The sequence below is a fragment of the Haloquadratum walsbyi J07HQW2 genome, from assembly GCF_000415985.1.
In the GTDB taxonomy this organism is placed as follows: domain Archaea; phylum Halobacteriota; class Halobacteria; order Halobacteriales; family Haloferacaceae; genus Haloquadratum; species Haloquadratum walsbyi_B.
This window is the reverse complement of record NZ_KE356561.1, coordinates 2955141-2971730: the sequence shown is the minus strand read 5'-3', so window position 1 is coordinate 2971730 and position 16590 is coordinate 2955141. Positions and strand designations below refer to the sequence as shown.

Below are 16590 nucleotides of genomic sequence, written 5' to 3'. Positions count from 1 at the left end.
GTCACGAACAAGGCGAGTCTTGGCGATCGTGATTGCGTCGGATAGTGACTGGTTGGGTAGCTGAACATGTCTGCGGTTTTGTCGTGTCCATCTCGCGCTGGCTCTGCTCGCCGCGCCACTTCGGGTATCCCGATATGTCAACACGAAGGCGCTGATTCCGATTCAACCCGAGTTCGTTTTTGAGTTCGGGTCCAATCGGAACTTCAAGACGGGATCGATTCCCGTACTCAATGGTGTACTGGTCGGTACGGACATACGTGTGAAGCACTGCATTCGTCCGTCGTCTTCGGTGCCCCGGTCCAGTATCCCGGCGGTGATGGTTTGTCTGGGAGTTTTCCAGCGTGATACTTTGTATTACTGGCGAAAAAAGACCGCCACGCTTTCGAGTTCTTGCGAATGATTTGCTGGGCGACACTACTCTACTGCTGAGAACGGCTTTGGAGTTGCCTTCGAGACTACCTGTGTCGGCGTCCCAGACGTTTTTATTTTCAAGGAAGTGTTGATGTGGCGTCGAGCGTAGTTTGTCTCGTTCCAGAGACTCCCAGTCACAGTCCCAGAAGCGTCCAACCACTGAACAAACACCTCACGCTCTGTGACGGAGCGTGGGCGAACGGTGAATTGGTTGGCTCGGGTCATTATCAGAGGCGACGAAGTATTTGTTTATAACCGTATGGTATGGATTGGATAGTATGGGAGAGTCAGGTCTGCTATCGACGGTGGATTGTGGAGTGAGAGTGAGTTGTCGGATTCATCCCACGAGCAAACTCGTGGGCTTTCTCCGTGATTTTCTGTAATACAACATCAAACAGACAAATACTATCTACAGAGATTGCTTCATAGGAATTTGAATCTACTACTCGTATTCTATTTTGATATCAGTTCTATGAGCATCCGTCGATAGTGATAATATAGCTATACTGCCTTTACACAGTCTGTCTTGGTGGAATAACAGATCTTATTTACGCGTCCACAGTCGGAGCCACTCAGCTAGAGGCTCACGGACGCCCTCAACAGTCACGTTCACGGTGCCATCAAATCGCCACCGTGCTTGGTCGTGCTCAGGAGGCGTTGTCTCAGAGGCTGCGTCAACATCTACATCCGCATCCGCATCCGCATCCGATCCGCATCTGCATTGGTATCTGAATCAAAGCACATTGGAATATCAACGGCAAGATCTTCGACAGTCAATCGAATTGCCTCATCGCGCGCCACTTCTTCATCAATGGTAGCGTCGATAACATCTGTCCATGTCAACGGACCATCGTAAGTATCGTTCATAGTTATCTATATATCCGGAACCACTTGTGCGTATCCGACCTGGCGAAGGAGAAAATATAATTAAATAACGAACTGTGGTCACTGGGCTCAGCCATTATTTTGTGAACGTACATTCCGCAGTGTATACTATATTTTATACAATACGAAGAGAATACCTACGTCTGCAGGCGCTGGAGGATATCAATCGTTGTCTATTGTCTCAATGACATTATTTTTCAGCGTCCCAACACCATCGTATCGAATTGTAATATCATCACCTGGTTCAATCGTCCCTGGATTGGCTGGACTTCCAAAGGAAATGATGTCTCCTGGTTGCAGTGTAAATCGTTGGGAGAGAAATGAGACAATCTCATATGGGTCAAATATCATCTGCTTGGTTGTGGCTGATTGTCTTGTTTCGCCATTGATTGTTGTCTTCATTGTGATATCATGTGGCTCAATGTCAGCTTCAATCCAGGGTCCAAGTGGAGCAGATGTATCGAATGCCTTCCGGGCTGTGCGTCCTTCCTGGTCAATCGCATCAACGTCATTCAAGATAGTATATCCACGAATAACATCTGGAACAGACGATTGATCAACACGACGACATCGGGTATCAATAACAGCCGCAAGTTCACCAGCATAGGTCAGTTTATTACACCACTTTGGGTATCGAATTGGTTGTGTTGGACCAATAAGCGAGGCAGGTGGTTTGATAAAAAAGTCTGGAACTGAAGGGCGATCATAATCCATTTGATCAAGTGTCTCAGTAAAATTTCGACCAACGCAGTACAGTGCCGATGGGATACATGGAACTGTTAATTGACCATCACGACCGACAGTGTATATCCCATCAGTAGTATTCACAGTACCATCGTGATAGCGACCACTGACAATACCAGTCGGGGTCTGTAAACGAGCGTGTTTCATAATAATTGGATAGCAACTGCGATTTTACTCTCAAATACAAATTATTGTTGATATTATCCAAATCATAGATAGACATCACAAGTATGAGCGCAAAAGCAGTATCAGGCGTGGCTAAAATAATCAATCTTGAGTGGAGATGATACCGTCATCACACACCGGATTGTTCAAGTGACTCCAGTAGATGATAGATATGAGAAACGATGTCCGATGCAACAATTTTACACACCTGTCTGAACGTCGCCGATGCAACAGACTCAATTGCATTCTATGAGCAATTTGGATTCGAAAAGTCTTGGCAGTTTACGAGTGAAGATGGGGAAACGACGAACTACTATGTTGTCGATCAAAACGGGGTTGAATTACAACTTTCAGAAACAACAGGTGAAACAATGTTTGAAATGGGAACTGGCTGGGATCATCTAGCACTCGGCGTTGATGATGTTGATGAAACAATCCAACGAATCGATCATTACGGGATCGCTTCCGAACCCGGACCGCAACCCGCAGCAGGTGCATACACCGCATTTATCAAAGACCCCGATGGTCACCTTGTCGAACTGATTGAACCAGTGTCAGAGTAGTCGGATACGTCGTTTTGGCTCAACTTTTTTATGATAATTTCGTTTTTATACCGAACGCTCAACGAGATTAATTGCCAACCTGTGTTGCTCGATTAACAACATCGGTGCTGTATCGGTCCTCAAGTTCTTCATGTTGGTCGGGACGGTGTTCATACACATCTTGGAAAAGTGAAATCGGCGTCATTGCCGCTTGATACGTCGCTTCATCCCACATTCGATCAGTCTGGATATCGATTTCAACACCGTCAATAAGAAGTGTCGCAGACTGTGTCATTGCAATCGCTCCCTTGCCAGCCTCCTTGGCAGCTTCAAACTCTTCCATTGAATCAACAATATCGTCCATACTCGGAACATATGCCGTCATATTCAGGAGTTCCGATCGGAGTTCATCACGGTTGAGCGTGTGCTCATCATTTCCAACCACGAGATCATAGGTATCATCATCTTCAATAGAGAGACTGACGGCATCGCCATCATACACATGTTTCCCATCGGTCTGTTCGAGTTCAATGTCATTATCATCAGCAGTGAGGAGCCACGAGCCGGTTTGTGGTGGAAGCGGCTCAGTATTTGCCTCAACAACCTGACTCGGGGTAAGTGACCAAATACCAATCATTCCCTTCGCACGGTTATCTATCATCCGCTCGCGATACCCCTCAATATCGCGAATATCATCAAATGGACCGTCAACAGCGACAAGCCCAGCAGCGCTTGCTCCACGAGAAGTATTATGTCGCAGTTCCGGCCATGATGGAAGTTCACCAGTTGGTGTCATCCCGCGCATGTCCTTGCTGTAATCAACCTCACCGTCAACTAACAGAAAAAGCCGTTCAAGATTGTTCGATGGTTTGCCCATTTCTGTTCGGAGATTACGAAGTGCTAATTCGGCTTCCCCACTTTCAACAATCACTGACATTGAAAGACTACCTTCTTCTAATCCATACTCATTCTCGATAATCGTGAAAAACTCATCAGCTTTTTTCCAATCATCGATATCGCCGACTTCCGGAATCACGAATCCATCAATATGTTGGATTGCCCCCTTGTCAGGATCGGCAATCTGAAGCATATGCTGGAATCCTTGATATCGAGCTGTCGGACTTTCACGATGCCACACCATCCGGGGGTGGATTTCACCAGGGAACTCTGCGCCGTGCTCAGAAATGACTGAAATAATATTTTCAACTCCCTCATCACGCATTGAAGGAGCAGTTGCATCTTCATTATCTGGGACCCAAACGTCGGGTGCTTTCAAACCTCGGAGCTGTGCTGCGCTGTGGATCATCTTTGCGGAGTCGTCTTCACCCTCGACAGCCGTTGGGGATGTAAAGAATGTCCGAACAAACTCACGATCGTAGTTTCGTTCAACACTCATGTGCATGTAAATGAACCCTCTGAGGTATATTAAAGCCAAGACTTGAAAGCAATATTAACCTATTCGATTATAAAAAACAGTAGTGTGTAACAACATCAACTCAGAGCTACTGGTGCTGAGTGTTGTTTGACCGTAGTTGTTTTTTATTTGAAGAACTGCCGGACACGTTTTACCGCATCTGATATCTCGCGGGTAAGCGCACCGAGAGCACCGCCAGCTCGAACTTCAATTGGATCGGCGGAGAGCGCTTCTGAAAGCACTCCTGGTTTAGCTTGAGAACCGATAACCGCAACTGTTCGGTCATGAATACGGACTTCAGTCGTCAGGTCCGTCCGTGACAGTGCAGTCGCAACCGCATCGGTACTATCAGGATCATTCGGTAAGTCACGAAGCGCACTCACCGCTGGTAGAACCGATGGAAACGTGACGAAGAGTCGATCGCCAGTCGACGATACTTCTGCTTCTCCGCCGTCAACAGATACTGTAAGGTCGGCATTGACATTCAGTGGGATCTGTGACGGCTCAGTAGGTGTGTCACTCACGTTCGCGAGTTGTCACGCGGACAGTGCCATCAACACGCCATTGTGCGTGTTCTGCATCTTCTCCGGTACCGCTTGGGACCTCCACTTCCATATCCTCAAAGTCATATATAATTTCGGCACCACGACCGGTCAACCGGTCATAAAGACCAATTGCCAGGTCCGGCCAACTCGTTGTTTCTTGGATTCGCTCTTCAGGCACGTCCATTTCAGACATAGTCATAATCACAACCGCATACGATATATACGTTCTGGCGAGGCGTGAGAGTATCACTGAATATTTTAAATTCTTATATAACAGGGCTGGAGAGTGTCCATACTAATTTTCGGATATCTGGTGTCTTTCGCCTGCTTGACATCCTCTATCCGCCTGAAGGACGGGGCTTTCTCCTCTATCCTTCGTAAGATGAGTCACCTGAAGCAACGATTAGTATATTTGACTTAGGTGATCATAAAAATCGGAATGTTTCAAGATTTTTCGGGGCAAATGTCCGAAGGTTATAATCATGATACAGTCCAGATGAAAGGTCTTGAACCGACTGCTCATCGCCATGAACACAGAGAATTTTTTCAGGGCGAGGATTCATAGTTTTAACAAAGTTTTCAAGTCCTTGACGGTCAGCATGTCCAGAGAAGCCACTGACAGTTGTGACATCCATCTCAAGAGTTAGTGTTTCTGATCGACCGAGTTGATCGCCATTAATCGGGATTTCGTCCCATCCATCTTGAATACGTCGACCGAGTGTTCCCTGTGCTTGATATCCAACAAAGATCAGGCGTGAATCTGGGTCGGTGCCGATATGTTGGAGCCAAGACATAATTGGTCCACCGGTGACCATTCCTGACGTCGAAAGCACAATGCATTGATCGCCATCGGAGACAGTCTGTCGTTCCTCTTCACCAGCATCAATATGATTGAACTCCTCGGCGAGAAAGGGGTTTTCGTCGTCATGAAAGATCCGATCACGAAGATTATCACGGAGATATTCGGGATATGTTGTATGAATCGCGGTTGCCTCCCAGATCATCCCATCAAGATGGACTGGCATGCGTGGAATATCGCCGGCTCGCATTGCTTCTTCTAAAACGAGCATAATCTCTTGTGACCGTCCGACAGCAAACGCAGGAATGACGACTTTTCCACCACGATCATATGTTTCATTTATGACTTCGATGAGTTCACGCTCTGAGTCTTCTTGATCCGTCTGGTAATCATCGCGACCACCATATGTCGACTCTAAAACAAGTGTTTCAACACGCGGGAAGTCATTGACTGCGCCATTGAACAATCGAGTGTCTTCATAATGAATATCGCCTGAGAATGCAACATTGTATAGTCCGTCGCCAATGTGGAAATGCGTCACTGCTGACCCAAGGATATGACCTGCATTGTGGAACGTCAACTTGACATCCGGGGCAATGTCGGTTACATCACCATACTCTAACGGAATGGTGTGTTTGATTGTCTCACGAACCATCGAAGAGTCATATGGTGGTGTACGCCCCTCTTTTGCTGCCACATCAAGATAATCCAATTGGAGTAGTCCCATCAGATCACGAGTTGGCTCTGTTGTATAGATCGGTCCGTCATATCCATATTTAAATAGTAGGGGAAGAAGTGCCGAGTGGTCAAGATGGGCATGTGTGAGCACGACCGCATCAAGCGAACTTGCACCGGACCCAAGCGCCTCTGGAGCTTGCAGAAACGGGACATCTTCAGACCCCGGCTTGTCTCCACAGTCAATAAGAATGCGTGTTTCCGGCGTTGAGAGAACGAATGAGGCGCGACCTACCTCACGACAGCACCCAAGTGTGCTGATACGAACCCACTCATCATCTGAGAGTTCCTCACGATGTATTTGTCGACCAACACGTTCGAGAATATCTCGGCGCTCATCGCGTTCTTGCTTCAGGAAATTGCGAACATTTGACACTGTTGATGATTCAATCGGTGGCGTGCGAACAACTTCAGGCGTCCATCCAACTTCCTGTGTAATCTCTCGAAGTGTTGCACCACCACGCCCAATCACCATCCCAGGCTTTTCTGCCTCAATCACAACCTCACCGGTATCATGATGAAAATCAAGATCGGTTACCCCCGCTTCATCGGGAATTACTCCATGAATTTGATCCTGCGCTCGCGCTGGTGACGCAAGTGCTTCTGGATCCGGTCGAATGGTGATGCGCTTGCGAAGCTTTCCTGCAAGGTCGCGAACGAGATCACCGTTGTTTGCGAATCGCTTTGGATCACGGGTATAGACAACAAGTTCTGGTCCCTCGTACGTTACATCTGAGACAGAGATATCAGACGGCAGTTCGGCCACTATCTCTGATTTCAGTTCCTCAAGTTGCGTATCTACTGAGCTCATAAGTAAGAACGTCCTGCCCACAATGTTGTGAGCAGACGATATGTCGGGTCACTCCTATCATAATATCGGACGAACAGTTTAAGCCGGAGATGGTAAAGCGTCATAATGGATGAGAGAGCATATTGAATGACCAAATGAAATCGCTATCTCTGGCGGTCCTGGTCATGTAGGAAACAGGCAAAACCCGCTTATCCAGACGTAGCTCCGCCTGCGTATAAAAATCTTCTCAAGCCAGAATCATATACTTGACATCCACCCCAGGTTAACACGGCTGAATCCAACGATATCGTACTGTTGGATTGGAACTTGACGTTTTGTAATGTATCATAGCGTGTGAACTATTCCACCCTACTCAGCCGCTGGCGCGGCTCCGGTGAGGGTGGGGCTGGGGCTCCCTGTTCTGTTCTGTCTCAACGACGCGCTTTCCATCCACGACGCCACAACTTCCTGACGATGTGAACAGAGCGAGCGCAGTCTCCACAGGACTTACGCCTTCGGACTGCCCCAGTCCTAGCTTTTCAAAATCACGAGATAACATATTAATCGCTGCGTTCGCGTCTCTATCTATCTCAAATCCACACGCTGGACATCTCTCGTACGTAGTATCGAGTTTGAAACAGACACCGGGAATCACCGTCTGGTGATCTTGATACAACACTCGCTGTAGGATTTCAAACTCAGTCACTAGGGGTCAGCAATATCATTCAGAGTGCAGCGAACTGGCTCAGACGAGGGATCGTTTTGTTCAGGGGATTTAATACGCGGCTAAAGTTCTTTTTAACTAATGAGTGAGGATCAAGATCTCGGGATTACTCAATCAAAGACACATAATACTGGTGAGTGGTATGCTGAGGTTGTTCAGAAGGCTGAGTTAGCTAACTACGGGCCAGATGGGATGAGTGGATTCATTATCACACGTCCACGAGCATATGAACTCTGGGAACGTGTACAGAGTTATCTTGACACTCGATTCAAACAAACGGGTGTTCAGAATGCATACTTTCCACTCTTTATTCCTGAAGGGTATCTTGAACGTGAGAAAGAGATTGTTGAAGGATTTGATCCTGAGGTAGCATGGGTTGAGCAGGCTGGTCGAAATGAACTTGAAGAACGACTTGCGGTCCGTCCGACATCAGAATCAATCATCGCTCCATATCTCTCACAATGGATCCGGAGCTACCGAGACTTGCCAATGCGAGTGAATCAATGGACCTCAGTCGTTCGATGGGAGGCAACGGAAACAAAGCCGTTTTTCAGAACAAAAGAGTTCCTCTGGCAGGAAGGTCATACTGCGCATGAGACGCGGGCGGACGCATGGACAGAAACGATGTGTCGCCTGGATCAGTATGAGTCAACGTATGAAGATCTGCTTGCGATTCCTGTACTCCGAGGTGCGAAACCAGAACATGATAAATTCCCAGGAGCGGATACAACAACGACTGTTGAGGCACTGATGCCAGATGGGAAATCGGTCCAGGGCGCAACATCACACTATCTCGGCACTGGATTCGCGGATGCATTCGATATTACATACACTGACACAAACGAAACATCACAAGTCGCACACACAACATCATGGGGGCTTTCGTGGCGAGCACTTGGTGCATTAATTATGACGCATTCGGATGATCAGGGATTGGTACTCCCACCGACGATTGCTCCAGAACAGGTTGTTATCGTCCCAATTTGGCAGACAGAGACAAAAGAGACCGTGATTGAGTATGCTGAAGATATTGCAGACGAGCTTGATGATGCTGACATTCGTGTCGAAATTGACGACCGTGATGAACAGAATCCTGGATTTAAATTCAATGAATGGGAGCTAAAGGGTGTACCATTGCGGGCTGAAATTGGACCAAATGAAGCCGCGGAGGGAACAGTCACACTGGTACATCGACCTGATGGGGAGTCAATTACAGTTGAACAGTCAAGAATTGTCGAAGCAGTTCAAGAACAGTTTGATTCGATATACGCGAAGTTGTATACAAACGCAGAAGAAACACTCAAGTCAAATATTCGGACAGCCGAAACCCGCTCTGAACTGTTAGGAACGATTGGACAACACGGTGGATATGTCAAAACTCCATGGTGTGGTAATGAAAGCTGTGAAACAGCAATTAAAGATGAAATCGCAGCCGAGATTGTCATGGTTCCGTTATCCAATGATGTGACCGATGAGCAGGATAGTATCGATGCTCACACAACTGCAGGGAGTGATGATACGACAGTGGGGCTCGATGGGGGGTCACTCGATCTGACAGACTCAACATGTGTGGTCTGTGATAATCCAGCTCTCGAAACTGCATATTTCGCCAAGTCTTATTAACGAAATTAGTAATATCGAAAATTATATTTGTCGATAATTACATTCGTCAGATGTCGAGAATATCGTCAATATATTATATATTCCTCTGGAGCCTTATATGTGGTTAGTGTCACCATATCATTTGAGGACAAGTTCCTTTAGTAACCGTGCTGTAAACATCATATGACCAAGCCAAGTAGCCATACGACTGGAAATTCGGATGGATTAGCTGATCCATCAGATAGTCAGTCGAACTGCGGTGTTGGTGCTGTCGTCAATCTTGACGGTGGACAATCACACCAAACCGTATCTGATGGGATTGAACTCCTTGAAAATCTTGAGCACCGAGGAACGACCGGTGCCGAGCCTGACACAGGTGACGGTGCTGGAATCGTTATCCAACAACCTGATTCATTCTTTGATGCTGTTGTCGGGCATGACCTCCCAGAAGAGTATGCCGTTGGTTCGATTTTTATGCCGCAAGACGATGCCGCTCGAGAAGGTCTTATGTCGATCTTCGAGCGGGTGCTTGCTGAGCACGACCTATCTGTCGTCGAATGGCGAGACGTTCCAACAGATAACAGTGACCTTGGTGAAACAGCGCTTGCATCTGAGCCTGATGTTTGGCAGGCATTCATCGTCCCTGGATCTACGCATAAAACTGAGACAGGTGCAGTCGATGAAAAGCAGTTTGACCGGTCTTTGTACATTGCTCGGCGAGCAGTTGAGACAGAAGTAAATGAACTTGACTCAACCGGTGCTGCGCGATTCTACATTTGTTCATTATCCAGGCAAACGATCGTATATAAAGGATTGCTGAAAGGAACGCAGCTCGCTGATTATTATCAAGATCTTGCGGACGAACGGTTCAAAACAACGCTGACACTCGTTCATGCCCGGTTTTCAACAAATACACTTGGTGCATGGCATCTCGCACACCCATACCGACATATCATTCATAACGGCGAGATCAATACGATTCAAGGCAATATCAATTGGATGCGAAGCCGTGAAACAGACCTCTCACACCCAGAATTTGACGACGACCTCGACACGATAAAACCAGTAATTAACGACCCAGATCAGTCAGACACAGCATCTGTTGACAATGCTGTTGAGTTGCTTCTACAAGGAGGTCGTGAACTACCACATGTCCTTCGAATGCTCATTCCTGAAGCATATCGTGGTGATGAGCAGATGGACAAGGATCGTCGCGAATGGTACGATTACCACGCCTCACTCGTTGAACCATGGGACGGACCAGCACTGGTTGCAGCAACAGATGGCGATCGAATTGCTGCAGTCCTTGATCGAAATGGACTCCGACCGTGTCGATATGATATTACAACAGATAACACGCTCATTATGGCAAGTGAGTCTGGTGCGCTCGATACTGAGCCGAGTAATATTAGTGAACGTGGACGTCTTCAGCCTGGGCAGTTATTTGTTGCAGACCCAGAAGAGGGACGTGTTATTCCAGACTCTGAGGTATTTGATTCGCTTACCGATGAGAAGTACGGTGAGTGGATTGAATCAGAACAACGACACCTCTCAGAACTGACTGGTGATTCTGGATACGAATCGCAGGCAGACGTTGATCATCTCCGTGCAGCACAAGCAGCATTCGGGTACACGCATGATCAGATTAATCACCTGATTGAGCCGATGGCAGAAAAAGGTAAAGACCCAGTCGGGTCGATGGGTGATGATACTCCATTATCAGTTCTGTCAGATTTTAATCGACCGCTGTTTACATACTTCAAACAACTATTCGCACAAGTCACAAACCCACCGCTTGATTACATTCGCGAAGAATTAGTCACTTCGCTCGAATCGCGTGTCGGGGCACAACGGAATCTCCTTGATGAGACTCAAGCCCACGCCCGTCAGCTCGTCTTAGATTCACCTGTGTTGTCTGATGAACAGACATCAGGAATCAAATCACTGGGTAATACTGAAGAAGATGCAATGTCGACAGCAGTTGTTGACATCACATATGATCGCGAGAAAGCACTTGACACAGCAATCGAACAAATCCGTGAGGACGCGGCAACTGCGATCAGAAATGGTGCTGACGTCGTTGTACTTTCAGATAAAAAACTTAATTCCGACCGTGTAGCGATTCCAAGCCTTCTTGCAACAGGTGCTGTACATCATAGTCTTGTTCGCTCTGGGCTTCGAAGCCGTGCTGGACTTATTATTGAGTCTGGTGACCCACGTGAGGTCCATCATATTGCAACACTTGTCGGATACGGTGCTGATGGTATCAATCCATATCTTGCATACCAGACGATTGCCGATGTTGTTGCTGGACCTGACGGTGCTGAAGAGTCCGAGGCGATTGCCTCATACATCGGAGCGCTTGAAGATGGGCTACTCAAGACAATGGCGAAGATGGGGATTTCAACGGTCGAGTCATATCAAGGAGCGCAAATTTTCGAGGCAGTCGGTCTTGATTCAGATTTCATTGCAGAATACTTTGAAGGAACAGAGATCAGAACTGAGGGAATCGGCATTGATGTCATTGAGGAAGACGCATTAACCCGACATACGGTCGCTTACGGAACCGACCCAGAGTTGGAACGACAGGGTGAATTCGAGCATCGATCTGATGGAATTCATCATCAATGGAACCCGGAAACAGTTGGAACACTTCAACAGGCAGTTCGATCAGGTGATTATGAAAAATACGGTGAGTTCGCTGAGCTAATTAATGATCAGTCTGAAGAACTGCAAACTCTGCGAGGACTTCTCTCATTCGATGGTGATCGTGAGTCCATTCCGGTTGAGTCTGTTGAACCTGTCGAAGATATTGTGACGCGGTTTTCGACAGCGGCGATGTCGCTTGGGAGTCTCTCTCCAGAGGCGCATGAGAATAATTCAATCGCTATGAATCGTCTTGGTGCGAAATCGAACACTGGCGAAGGCGGCGAGCCACCAGAGCGATTTGGAACTGAAAAAGAATGTGCAGTCAAACAGGTTGCATCAGGACGGTTTGGTGTCACATCAGAGTACCTCACAAGCGCTGATGAGATTCAAATAAAGATGGCACAGGGAGCAAAGCCTGGTGAAGGTGGGCATCTTCCTGGAAAGAAGGTTAATGAGATGATTGCCCATGTTCGGTTCTCAACACCAGGTGTTGGGCTTATTTCGCCACCACCATTACATGATATTTATTCAATTGAGGACCTCAAACAGCTTATTCATGATCTAAAGGCGGCAAACCCTGAAGCAGATATTAATGTCAAACTCGTCTCAGAGGCGGGTATCGGAACGATTGCTGCAGGTGTCGCAAAGGCAAACTCTGACGTTGTGCATATCTCAGGACATGACGGTGGAACTGGTGCGTCACCGAAGACATCAATTAAGAATGCGGGTCTGCCGTGGGAGCTTGGTCTAGCAGAGACAAACCAGATGCTTCGGGCAACAAACCTTCGATCACGCATTCGTGTTGCTGTCGATGGCGGAATGAAAACTGGTCGTGACGTTGCTATTGCGGCGCTGTTAGGTGGCGAAGAGTACGTCTTTGGAACTGCTTCACTCGTTACCTCTGGGTGCGTGATGGCTCGGCAATGTCAAGAAAACACCTGTCCAGTCGGTGTTGCGACACAACGGGAGAAACTCCGGAATCGATTCCCCGGACAGCCGGATCATGTTATCAACTACATGACGTTCATTGCACAGGAACTCAGAGAAATAATGGCTGAACTTGGATTCGAGTCATTAGATGAGATGATTGGGCGACCATCACTCTTGACACAACGTGAGACCGATCATGAGAAGGCTCGTCATCTTGATCTCTCAGATGTTATTGCAGAGCCTGCAGGTGATACGAGACACCGAACTGAAGGGCAGACTCATTCCGCTATCGAGACGCAACTCGATCATGAACTTATTGAGTCAGCTGAAGGGGCAATTACTGATGGAGAACCAGTTGCGATCACGGAATCAATCTCGAATGTTGATCGAGCGGTTGGTGCGATGTTATCAAACCGAATTTCGAGTGAGTATGGTGGCACTGGGTTACCAGACGACACAATCCATTGCTCATTCGATGGTGTTGCAGGACAGTCATTTGGTGCGTTCCTTGCAAGCGGTGTCACGATGCATCTTACCGGTGCAGCCAATGACTACGTTGGTAAAGGGCTCTCTGGCGGAAAAGTAATTATTGACACTCCAGAGACAGCCAATTACGAAGCGAGTGAGAATGTCCTTATCGGAAACGTTGCACTTTATGGCGCGACGCAGGGTGAATTGTATGTCAACGGCGTTGCTGGTGAACGATTTGCGGTCCGTAACTCCGGAACTAAGGCTGTTGTCGAAGGAGTTGGCGATCACGGCTGTGAATATATGACCGGTGGTGTTGTTGCTGTCCTTGGAGAGACAGGTCGAAACTTTGCTGCGGGTATGTCAGGTGGGATTGCATACGTGTACGACCCAGACGATACATTCTCAGAGTCAGCAAACACAGAAATGGTATCGCTTGCGTCTCAACTTGAAGATAGCGATGAGGAGATGCTCCGCCGGCTTATTGAAAATCACGAAGAATATACCAGTAGTGATCAAGCTGAGTGGATGCTTGAACAATGGACAGATGTTGTTGGTGACTTCGTGAAGGTAATGCCTGATGCATATGCAGAAGTCATCGAAGAGCGAGCACGGGACGACGTAAGGAATGAACTTCCACCAGCTGCAGCTGCCTCAGCAAGCATCACTGATAATGATGCCATTGCACAAACAAGCGACGACTGATCGTATGCGTAGTATTTAGTTTTCATCGTTTCAGTTTTGTCGAGTTTTTGTCATACATCTCACTCACAAAAGCCAGCAGTGATGACTCAATGAAAAGGTGATGTGAAGATTTTAATCAATCATACAAATATTGATAACTCACGAGTAAGTCTCTTGAGAGATCAAACTGTGTATACAGCAATTATATTCTTACGCAGATGGCACTCATGATTCGATGGTTGTCTTCGCTGTGAGGGATACAGCATCACTTCGTCAAACTGTGTTATTTATCTTATCTATCCATCAGTGACGTGAGTGTCGACGGGATCGCTATTATCGGTGCCGGTGTCAGTACTAGCGTCTGTGTCTGTGTCTATGTCTGTATTGGGGTCAGTGGTGACGCCAACGTTAGAATCAGTATCGTTGGGCATCGTCCGATTATTTACCGTCGAGGAATCGGGCGTGAATTCGATTTCCTCAGTGGCAGACATCGCTGGGACTTCAGATTCAAGCCATTCCCGAAACCACTTCACGCGTTTGAGACGCTGATGTGCAATACTTTCGGCGGTATCAGAGACAATCCGTTCTTTCGCATTACGTCCACGTTCAAGAACGCGATCAACCATTTCTGCAGCATCGGTATGTGTGCGAGACTCATATCCCATCCGTAGGAGGATCAATGCAGTACCGTTCGCCCCAATTTTATCAAGAATATCTGCTTCGATGAGGCTCTGTGTCTCAAGGGGGACATCTGTCAGTTGACCTTGATATGAATGGTCGGTAACAGACTGACACACCTCATCAATGAACGACTGTGGGAGGTTACCGCGGGTCTGAAGATACTCGCGAGTAACCCGGGCACCTTCCTCGGCATGGACATCCTGGTCCGCCTCAAGTTTGGAGATATCATGAAATAGCGAAGAAACACGGACAACATCAACTGCTGCTCCCTCGCGGTCAGCGATTGTCGTTGCGATCTCAATGACATTCTGAATATGATTGAATCGATATTCCGCACTATGCCATGGATACCACCGCATTCGACCACCATCATCCTCAGCCTCAACGCTAGCAGCAAGATAATCATAAACAAACTGCTGCATCCGCTCGAACTCTGCGTCAGAAACAGCAGAATCCTTAATTTCAACGCCCACAATACCACCTCGGATAAGTTATTTCCGGCAGTCCAGCCGGCAATAGAGTCACGAATAGATTCATTACTCCAACGAATGGCTCTTCGGTTCTTAGGCGTTACGACGAGATAATATAAATAAGATGTATATGATCGGTTGTATCGGTACTACGCACACTACAGTGCACAAACTGAGTCGCACATGCTCAGTGTCTGTATCGCAAGTACTCCAAGTTATCATGATTATATTATCTTGGAGTAACTAGTAATCATAGTTCATTAGCCCCATCCTGTCGCCAACCACTATTGCAAATAGGTCATTCCAGCAGTTTTATACCTGATATGGGCTGGCTATTAGATATCTTCGACCATATCATGATGTTCAGTCATAATAGCGATCAACGCACAATGCACGCGGGCACATTGCAATTCTCATTATCATATCAGTATCATAATTAGGGATAATGAATTCAATACCCGCTCCGGATGATCTTCCGGTGTATCTCTCACCGTTACCGACTCAGATCGAGACGTTTGCACTTCAGCTTTCTTGGGCAATCATCTTGATCAATATCGTCGGTAGCATATTTGGATTCTGGTATTACCGATTCCAGTTATTGAATACATCGGTAGTAATGTGGCCTGTTGTGCCTGACAGTCCACTCGCAACAACGCTGATGGTACTAAGCCTTCTGTCATGGCGATTCGGACAGAGTCGAAACTGGATACATGCGCTGGCGTTTGTTGGAAATCTAAAATATGGATTTTGGGTGGTGGCTGTTCAGATTTTCATCAACGATATATTCATTACTCAAAGTCTATATCAATGGTTTTTGCTCATTAGTCACCTTGGAATGGGGTTACAAGCATTCGTGATCTATCGATATGCAGAATTTACTATTCCTGCTGTTGGTGTTGCTGTGAGTTGGTTTGGATTTAATGACATTGTCGACTATCTTATGCCACTCATTGGAGATTATCATCACACTCATTTTGGACCAAGGCTTGCCAGCGCCGGTGACCACAGCGTCCGTGCACATGATATCGCCGCCGTAGCTGCGATTTGTTTGACACTTATTACGTTGTTTTTGATGTTTGCCGTCCGTATCCGAAGCATAAAATCTGAGATAGCTGACGACGACGGTTAATTAATTAGCCATTATATTCGACGATATTAGTATGGTTTCAAATTCGTATCTACGAGATTAGAGAAGCCCAATATGACGGTCCCGATACCGAGGACCTCCTCGTGTGTGTTCGAAGGTAATCTATTGTATGTTTCATCACCGAAACAAGTGAGCTACCCCGGAGACAAGCCCCAAGACACTCGTCTTGATATCTGTAGATTACAACAGACGGTACGTTCTCACG

General features: G+C 47.0%; 13 protein-coding genes and 1 pseudogene. 4 read left to right on the top strand and 10 right to left on the bottom strand.

Features of this window, described 5'->3' with window-relative positions; translation table 11 throughout:
• Nucleotide 1: 1 nt before the first annotated feature.
• From J07HQW2_RS13985 to J07HQW2_RS13975, 4 genes are all read right to left on the bottom strand, one after another.
• Nucleotides 2-415 carry a hypothetical protein gene (locus J07HQW2_RS13985; RefSeq protein ID WP_303704167.1) on the bottom strand — a complete coding sequence of 138 codons (414 nt, stop codon included), beginning with the start codon at nt 413-415 and terminating at the stop codon, nt 2-4.
• On the bottom strand, nt 415-636 hold the full coding sequence (locus J07HQW2_RS18930; RefSeq protein ID WP_021056232.1) for a hypothetical protein: 222 nt from the start codon (nt 634-636) through the stop codon (nt 415-417). Before J07HQW2_RS18930 ends, J07HQW2_RS13985 begins: the two co-directional genes overlap by 1 nt.
• A 456-nt stretch (nt 637-1092) precedes the next feature.
• The gene (locus tag J07HQW2_RS18925; protein WP_021056231.1) at nt 1093-1278 is read right to left on the bottom strand and encodes a hypothetical protein; all 186 of its coding nucleotides are present in this window, start codon (nt 1276-1278) and stop codon (nt 1093-1095) included.
• A gap of 180 nt (nt 1279-1458) precedes the next feature.
• The gene (locus tag J07HQW2_RS13975; RefSeq protein WP_021056230.1) at nt 1459-2187 is read right to left on the bottom strand and encodes a fumarylacetoacetate hydrolase family protein; all 729 of its coding nucleotides are present in this window, start codon (nt 2185-2187) and stop codon (nt 1459-1461) included.
• Between the two features lie 200 nt (nt 2188-2387).
• Between J07HQW2_RS13975 and J07HQW2_RS13970 the strand changes: the two genes are divergently transcribed.
• On the top strand, nt 2388-2768 hold the full coding sequence (locus tag J07HQW2_RS13970) for a VOC family protein (RefSeq protein WP_021056229.1): 381 nt from the start codon (nt 2388-2390) through the stop codon (nt 2766-2768).
• A 67-nt stretch (nt 2769-2835) separates the two neighbouring features.
• On the opposite strand, the gene aceB is transcribed toward J07HQW2_RS13970, so the two are convergent.
• The 5 genes from aceB to J07HQW2_RS13945 all read right to left on the bottom strand — a co-directional run bounded on the left by aceB (nt 2836) and on the right by J07HQW2_RS13945 (nt 7736).
• Nucleotides 2836-4143 carry a malate synthase AceB gene (gene aceB, locus J07HQW2_RS13965; protein ID WP_021056228.1) on the bottom strand — a complete coding sequence of 436 codons (1308 nt, stop codon included), beginning with the start codon at nt 4141-4143 and terminating at the stop codon, nt 2836-2838.
• A 143-nt stretch (nt 4144-4286) separates the two neighbouring features.
• Nucleotides 4287-4685, bottom strand: a complete 399-nt coding sequence (locus tag J07HQW2_RS13960; RefSeq protein ID WP_021056227.1) for a hypothetical protein — start codon at nt 4683-4685, stop codon at nt 4287-4289.
• The gene (locus J07HQW2_RS13955) at nt 4678-4899 is read right to left on the bottom strand and encodes a hypothetical protein (protein WP_048075313.1); all 222 of its coding nucleotides are present in this window, start codon (nt 4897-4899) and stop codon (nt 4678-4680) included. The genes J07HQW2_RS13960 and J07HQW2_RS13955 overlap by 8 nt, the downstream gene beginning before the upstream one ends.
• Before the next feature lie 232 nt (nt 4900-5131).
• On the bottom strand, nt 5132-7051 hold the full coding sequence (locus tag J07HQW2_RS13950; RefSeq protein ID WP_021056225.1) for a beta-CASP ribonuclease aCPSF1: 1920 nt from the start codon (nt 7049-7051) through the stop codon (nt 5132-5134).
• A 352-nt stretch (nt 7052-7403) separates the two neighbouring features.
• A complete protein-coding gene (locus J07HQW2_RS13945; RefSeq protein WP_021056224.1) occupies nt 7404-7736 on the bottom strand; it encodes a zinc ribbon domain-containing protein in 333 nt (110 codons plus the stop codon).
• A 99-nt stretch (nt 7737-7835) separates the two neighbouring features.
• On the opposite strand from J07HQW2_RS13945, the gene proS reads away from it, so the two are divergent.
• Nucleotides 7836-9377, top strand: coding sequence for a proline--tRNA ligase (gene proS, locus J07HQW2_RS13940; RefSeq protein WP_021056223.1), 1542 nt, complete (start codon nt 7836-7838; stop codon nt 9375-9377).
• A gap of 162 nt (nt 9378-9539) precedes the next feature.
• Nucleotides 9540-14108, top strand: coding sequence for a glutamate synthase large subunit (gltB, locus tag J07HQW2_RS13935; RefSeq protein ID WP_021056222.1), 4569 nt, complete (start codon nt 9540-9542; stop codon nt 14106-14108).
• A 467-nt stretch (nt 14109-14575) separates the two neighbouring features.
• Here the strand turns inward: gltB and J07HQW2_RS13930 are convergent.
• Nucleotides 14576-15241 (bottom strand): annotated as a pseudogene (locus J07HQW2_RS13930) (HD domain-containing protein); the annotation flags it as partial.
• Nucleotides 15242-15683: 442 nt separating this feature from the next.
• On the opposite strand from J07HQW2_RS13930, the gene J07HQW2_RS13925 reads away from it, so the two are divergent.
• Nucleotides 15684-16367 carry a DUF1405 domain-containing protein gene (locus J07HQW2_RS13925; RefSeq protein ID WP_021056220.1) on the top strand — a complete coding sequence of 228 codons (684 nt, stop codon included), beginning with the start codon at nt 15684-15686 and terminating at the stop codon, nt 16365-16367.
• Nucleotides 16368-16590 lie beyond the last annotated feature (223 nt).

Excerpts from the sequence above, each read along its gene's own strand:
- J07HQW2_RS13925 (WP_021056220.1), top strand. The coding sequence starts at position 15,684 with ATGAATTCAATACCCGCTCCGGATGATCTTCCGGTGTATCTCTCACCG.
- aceB (WP_021056228.1), bottom strand. The coding sequence starts at position 4,143 with ATGAGTGTTGAACGAAACTACGATCGTGAGTTTGTTCGGACATTCTTT.
- J07HQW2_RS13975 (WP_021056230.1), bottom strand. The coding sequence starts at position 2,187 with ATGAAACACGCTCGTTTACAGACCCCGACTGGTATTGTCAGTGGTCGC.
- J07HQW2_RS13950 (WP_021056225.1), bottom strand. The coding sequence starts at position 7,051 with ATGAGCTCAGTAGATACGCAACTTGAGGAACTGAAATCAGAGATAGTG.
- proS (WP_021056223.1), top strand. The coding sequence starts at position 7,836 with ATGAGTGAGGATCAAGATCTCGGGATTACTCAATCAAAGACACATAAT.
- J07HQW2_RS18930 (WP_021056232.1), bottom strand. The coding sequence starts at position 636 with ATGACCCGAGCCAACCAATTCACCGTTCGCCCACGCTCCGTCACAGAG.
- gltB (WP_021056222.1), top strand. The coding sequence starts at position 9,540 with ATGACCAAGCCAAGTAGCCATACGACTGGAAATTCGGATGGATTAGCT.
- J07HQW2_RS13970 (WP_021056229.1), top strand. The coding sequence starts at position 2,388 with ATGTCCGATGCAACAATTTTACACACCTGTCTGAACGTCGCCGATGCA.
- J07HQW2_RS18925 (WP_021056231.1), bottom strand. The coding sequence starts at position 1,278 with ATGAACGATACTTACGATGGTCCGTTGACATGGACAGATGTTATCGAC.
- J07HQW2_RS13955 (WP_048075313.1), bottom strand. The coding sequence starts at position 4,899 with ATGTCTGAAATGGACGTGCCTGAAGAGCGAATCCAAGAAACAACGAGT.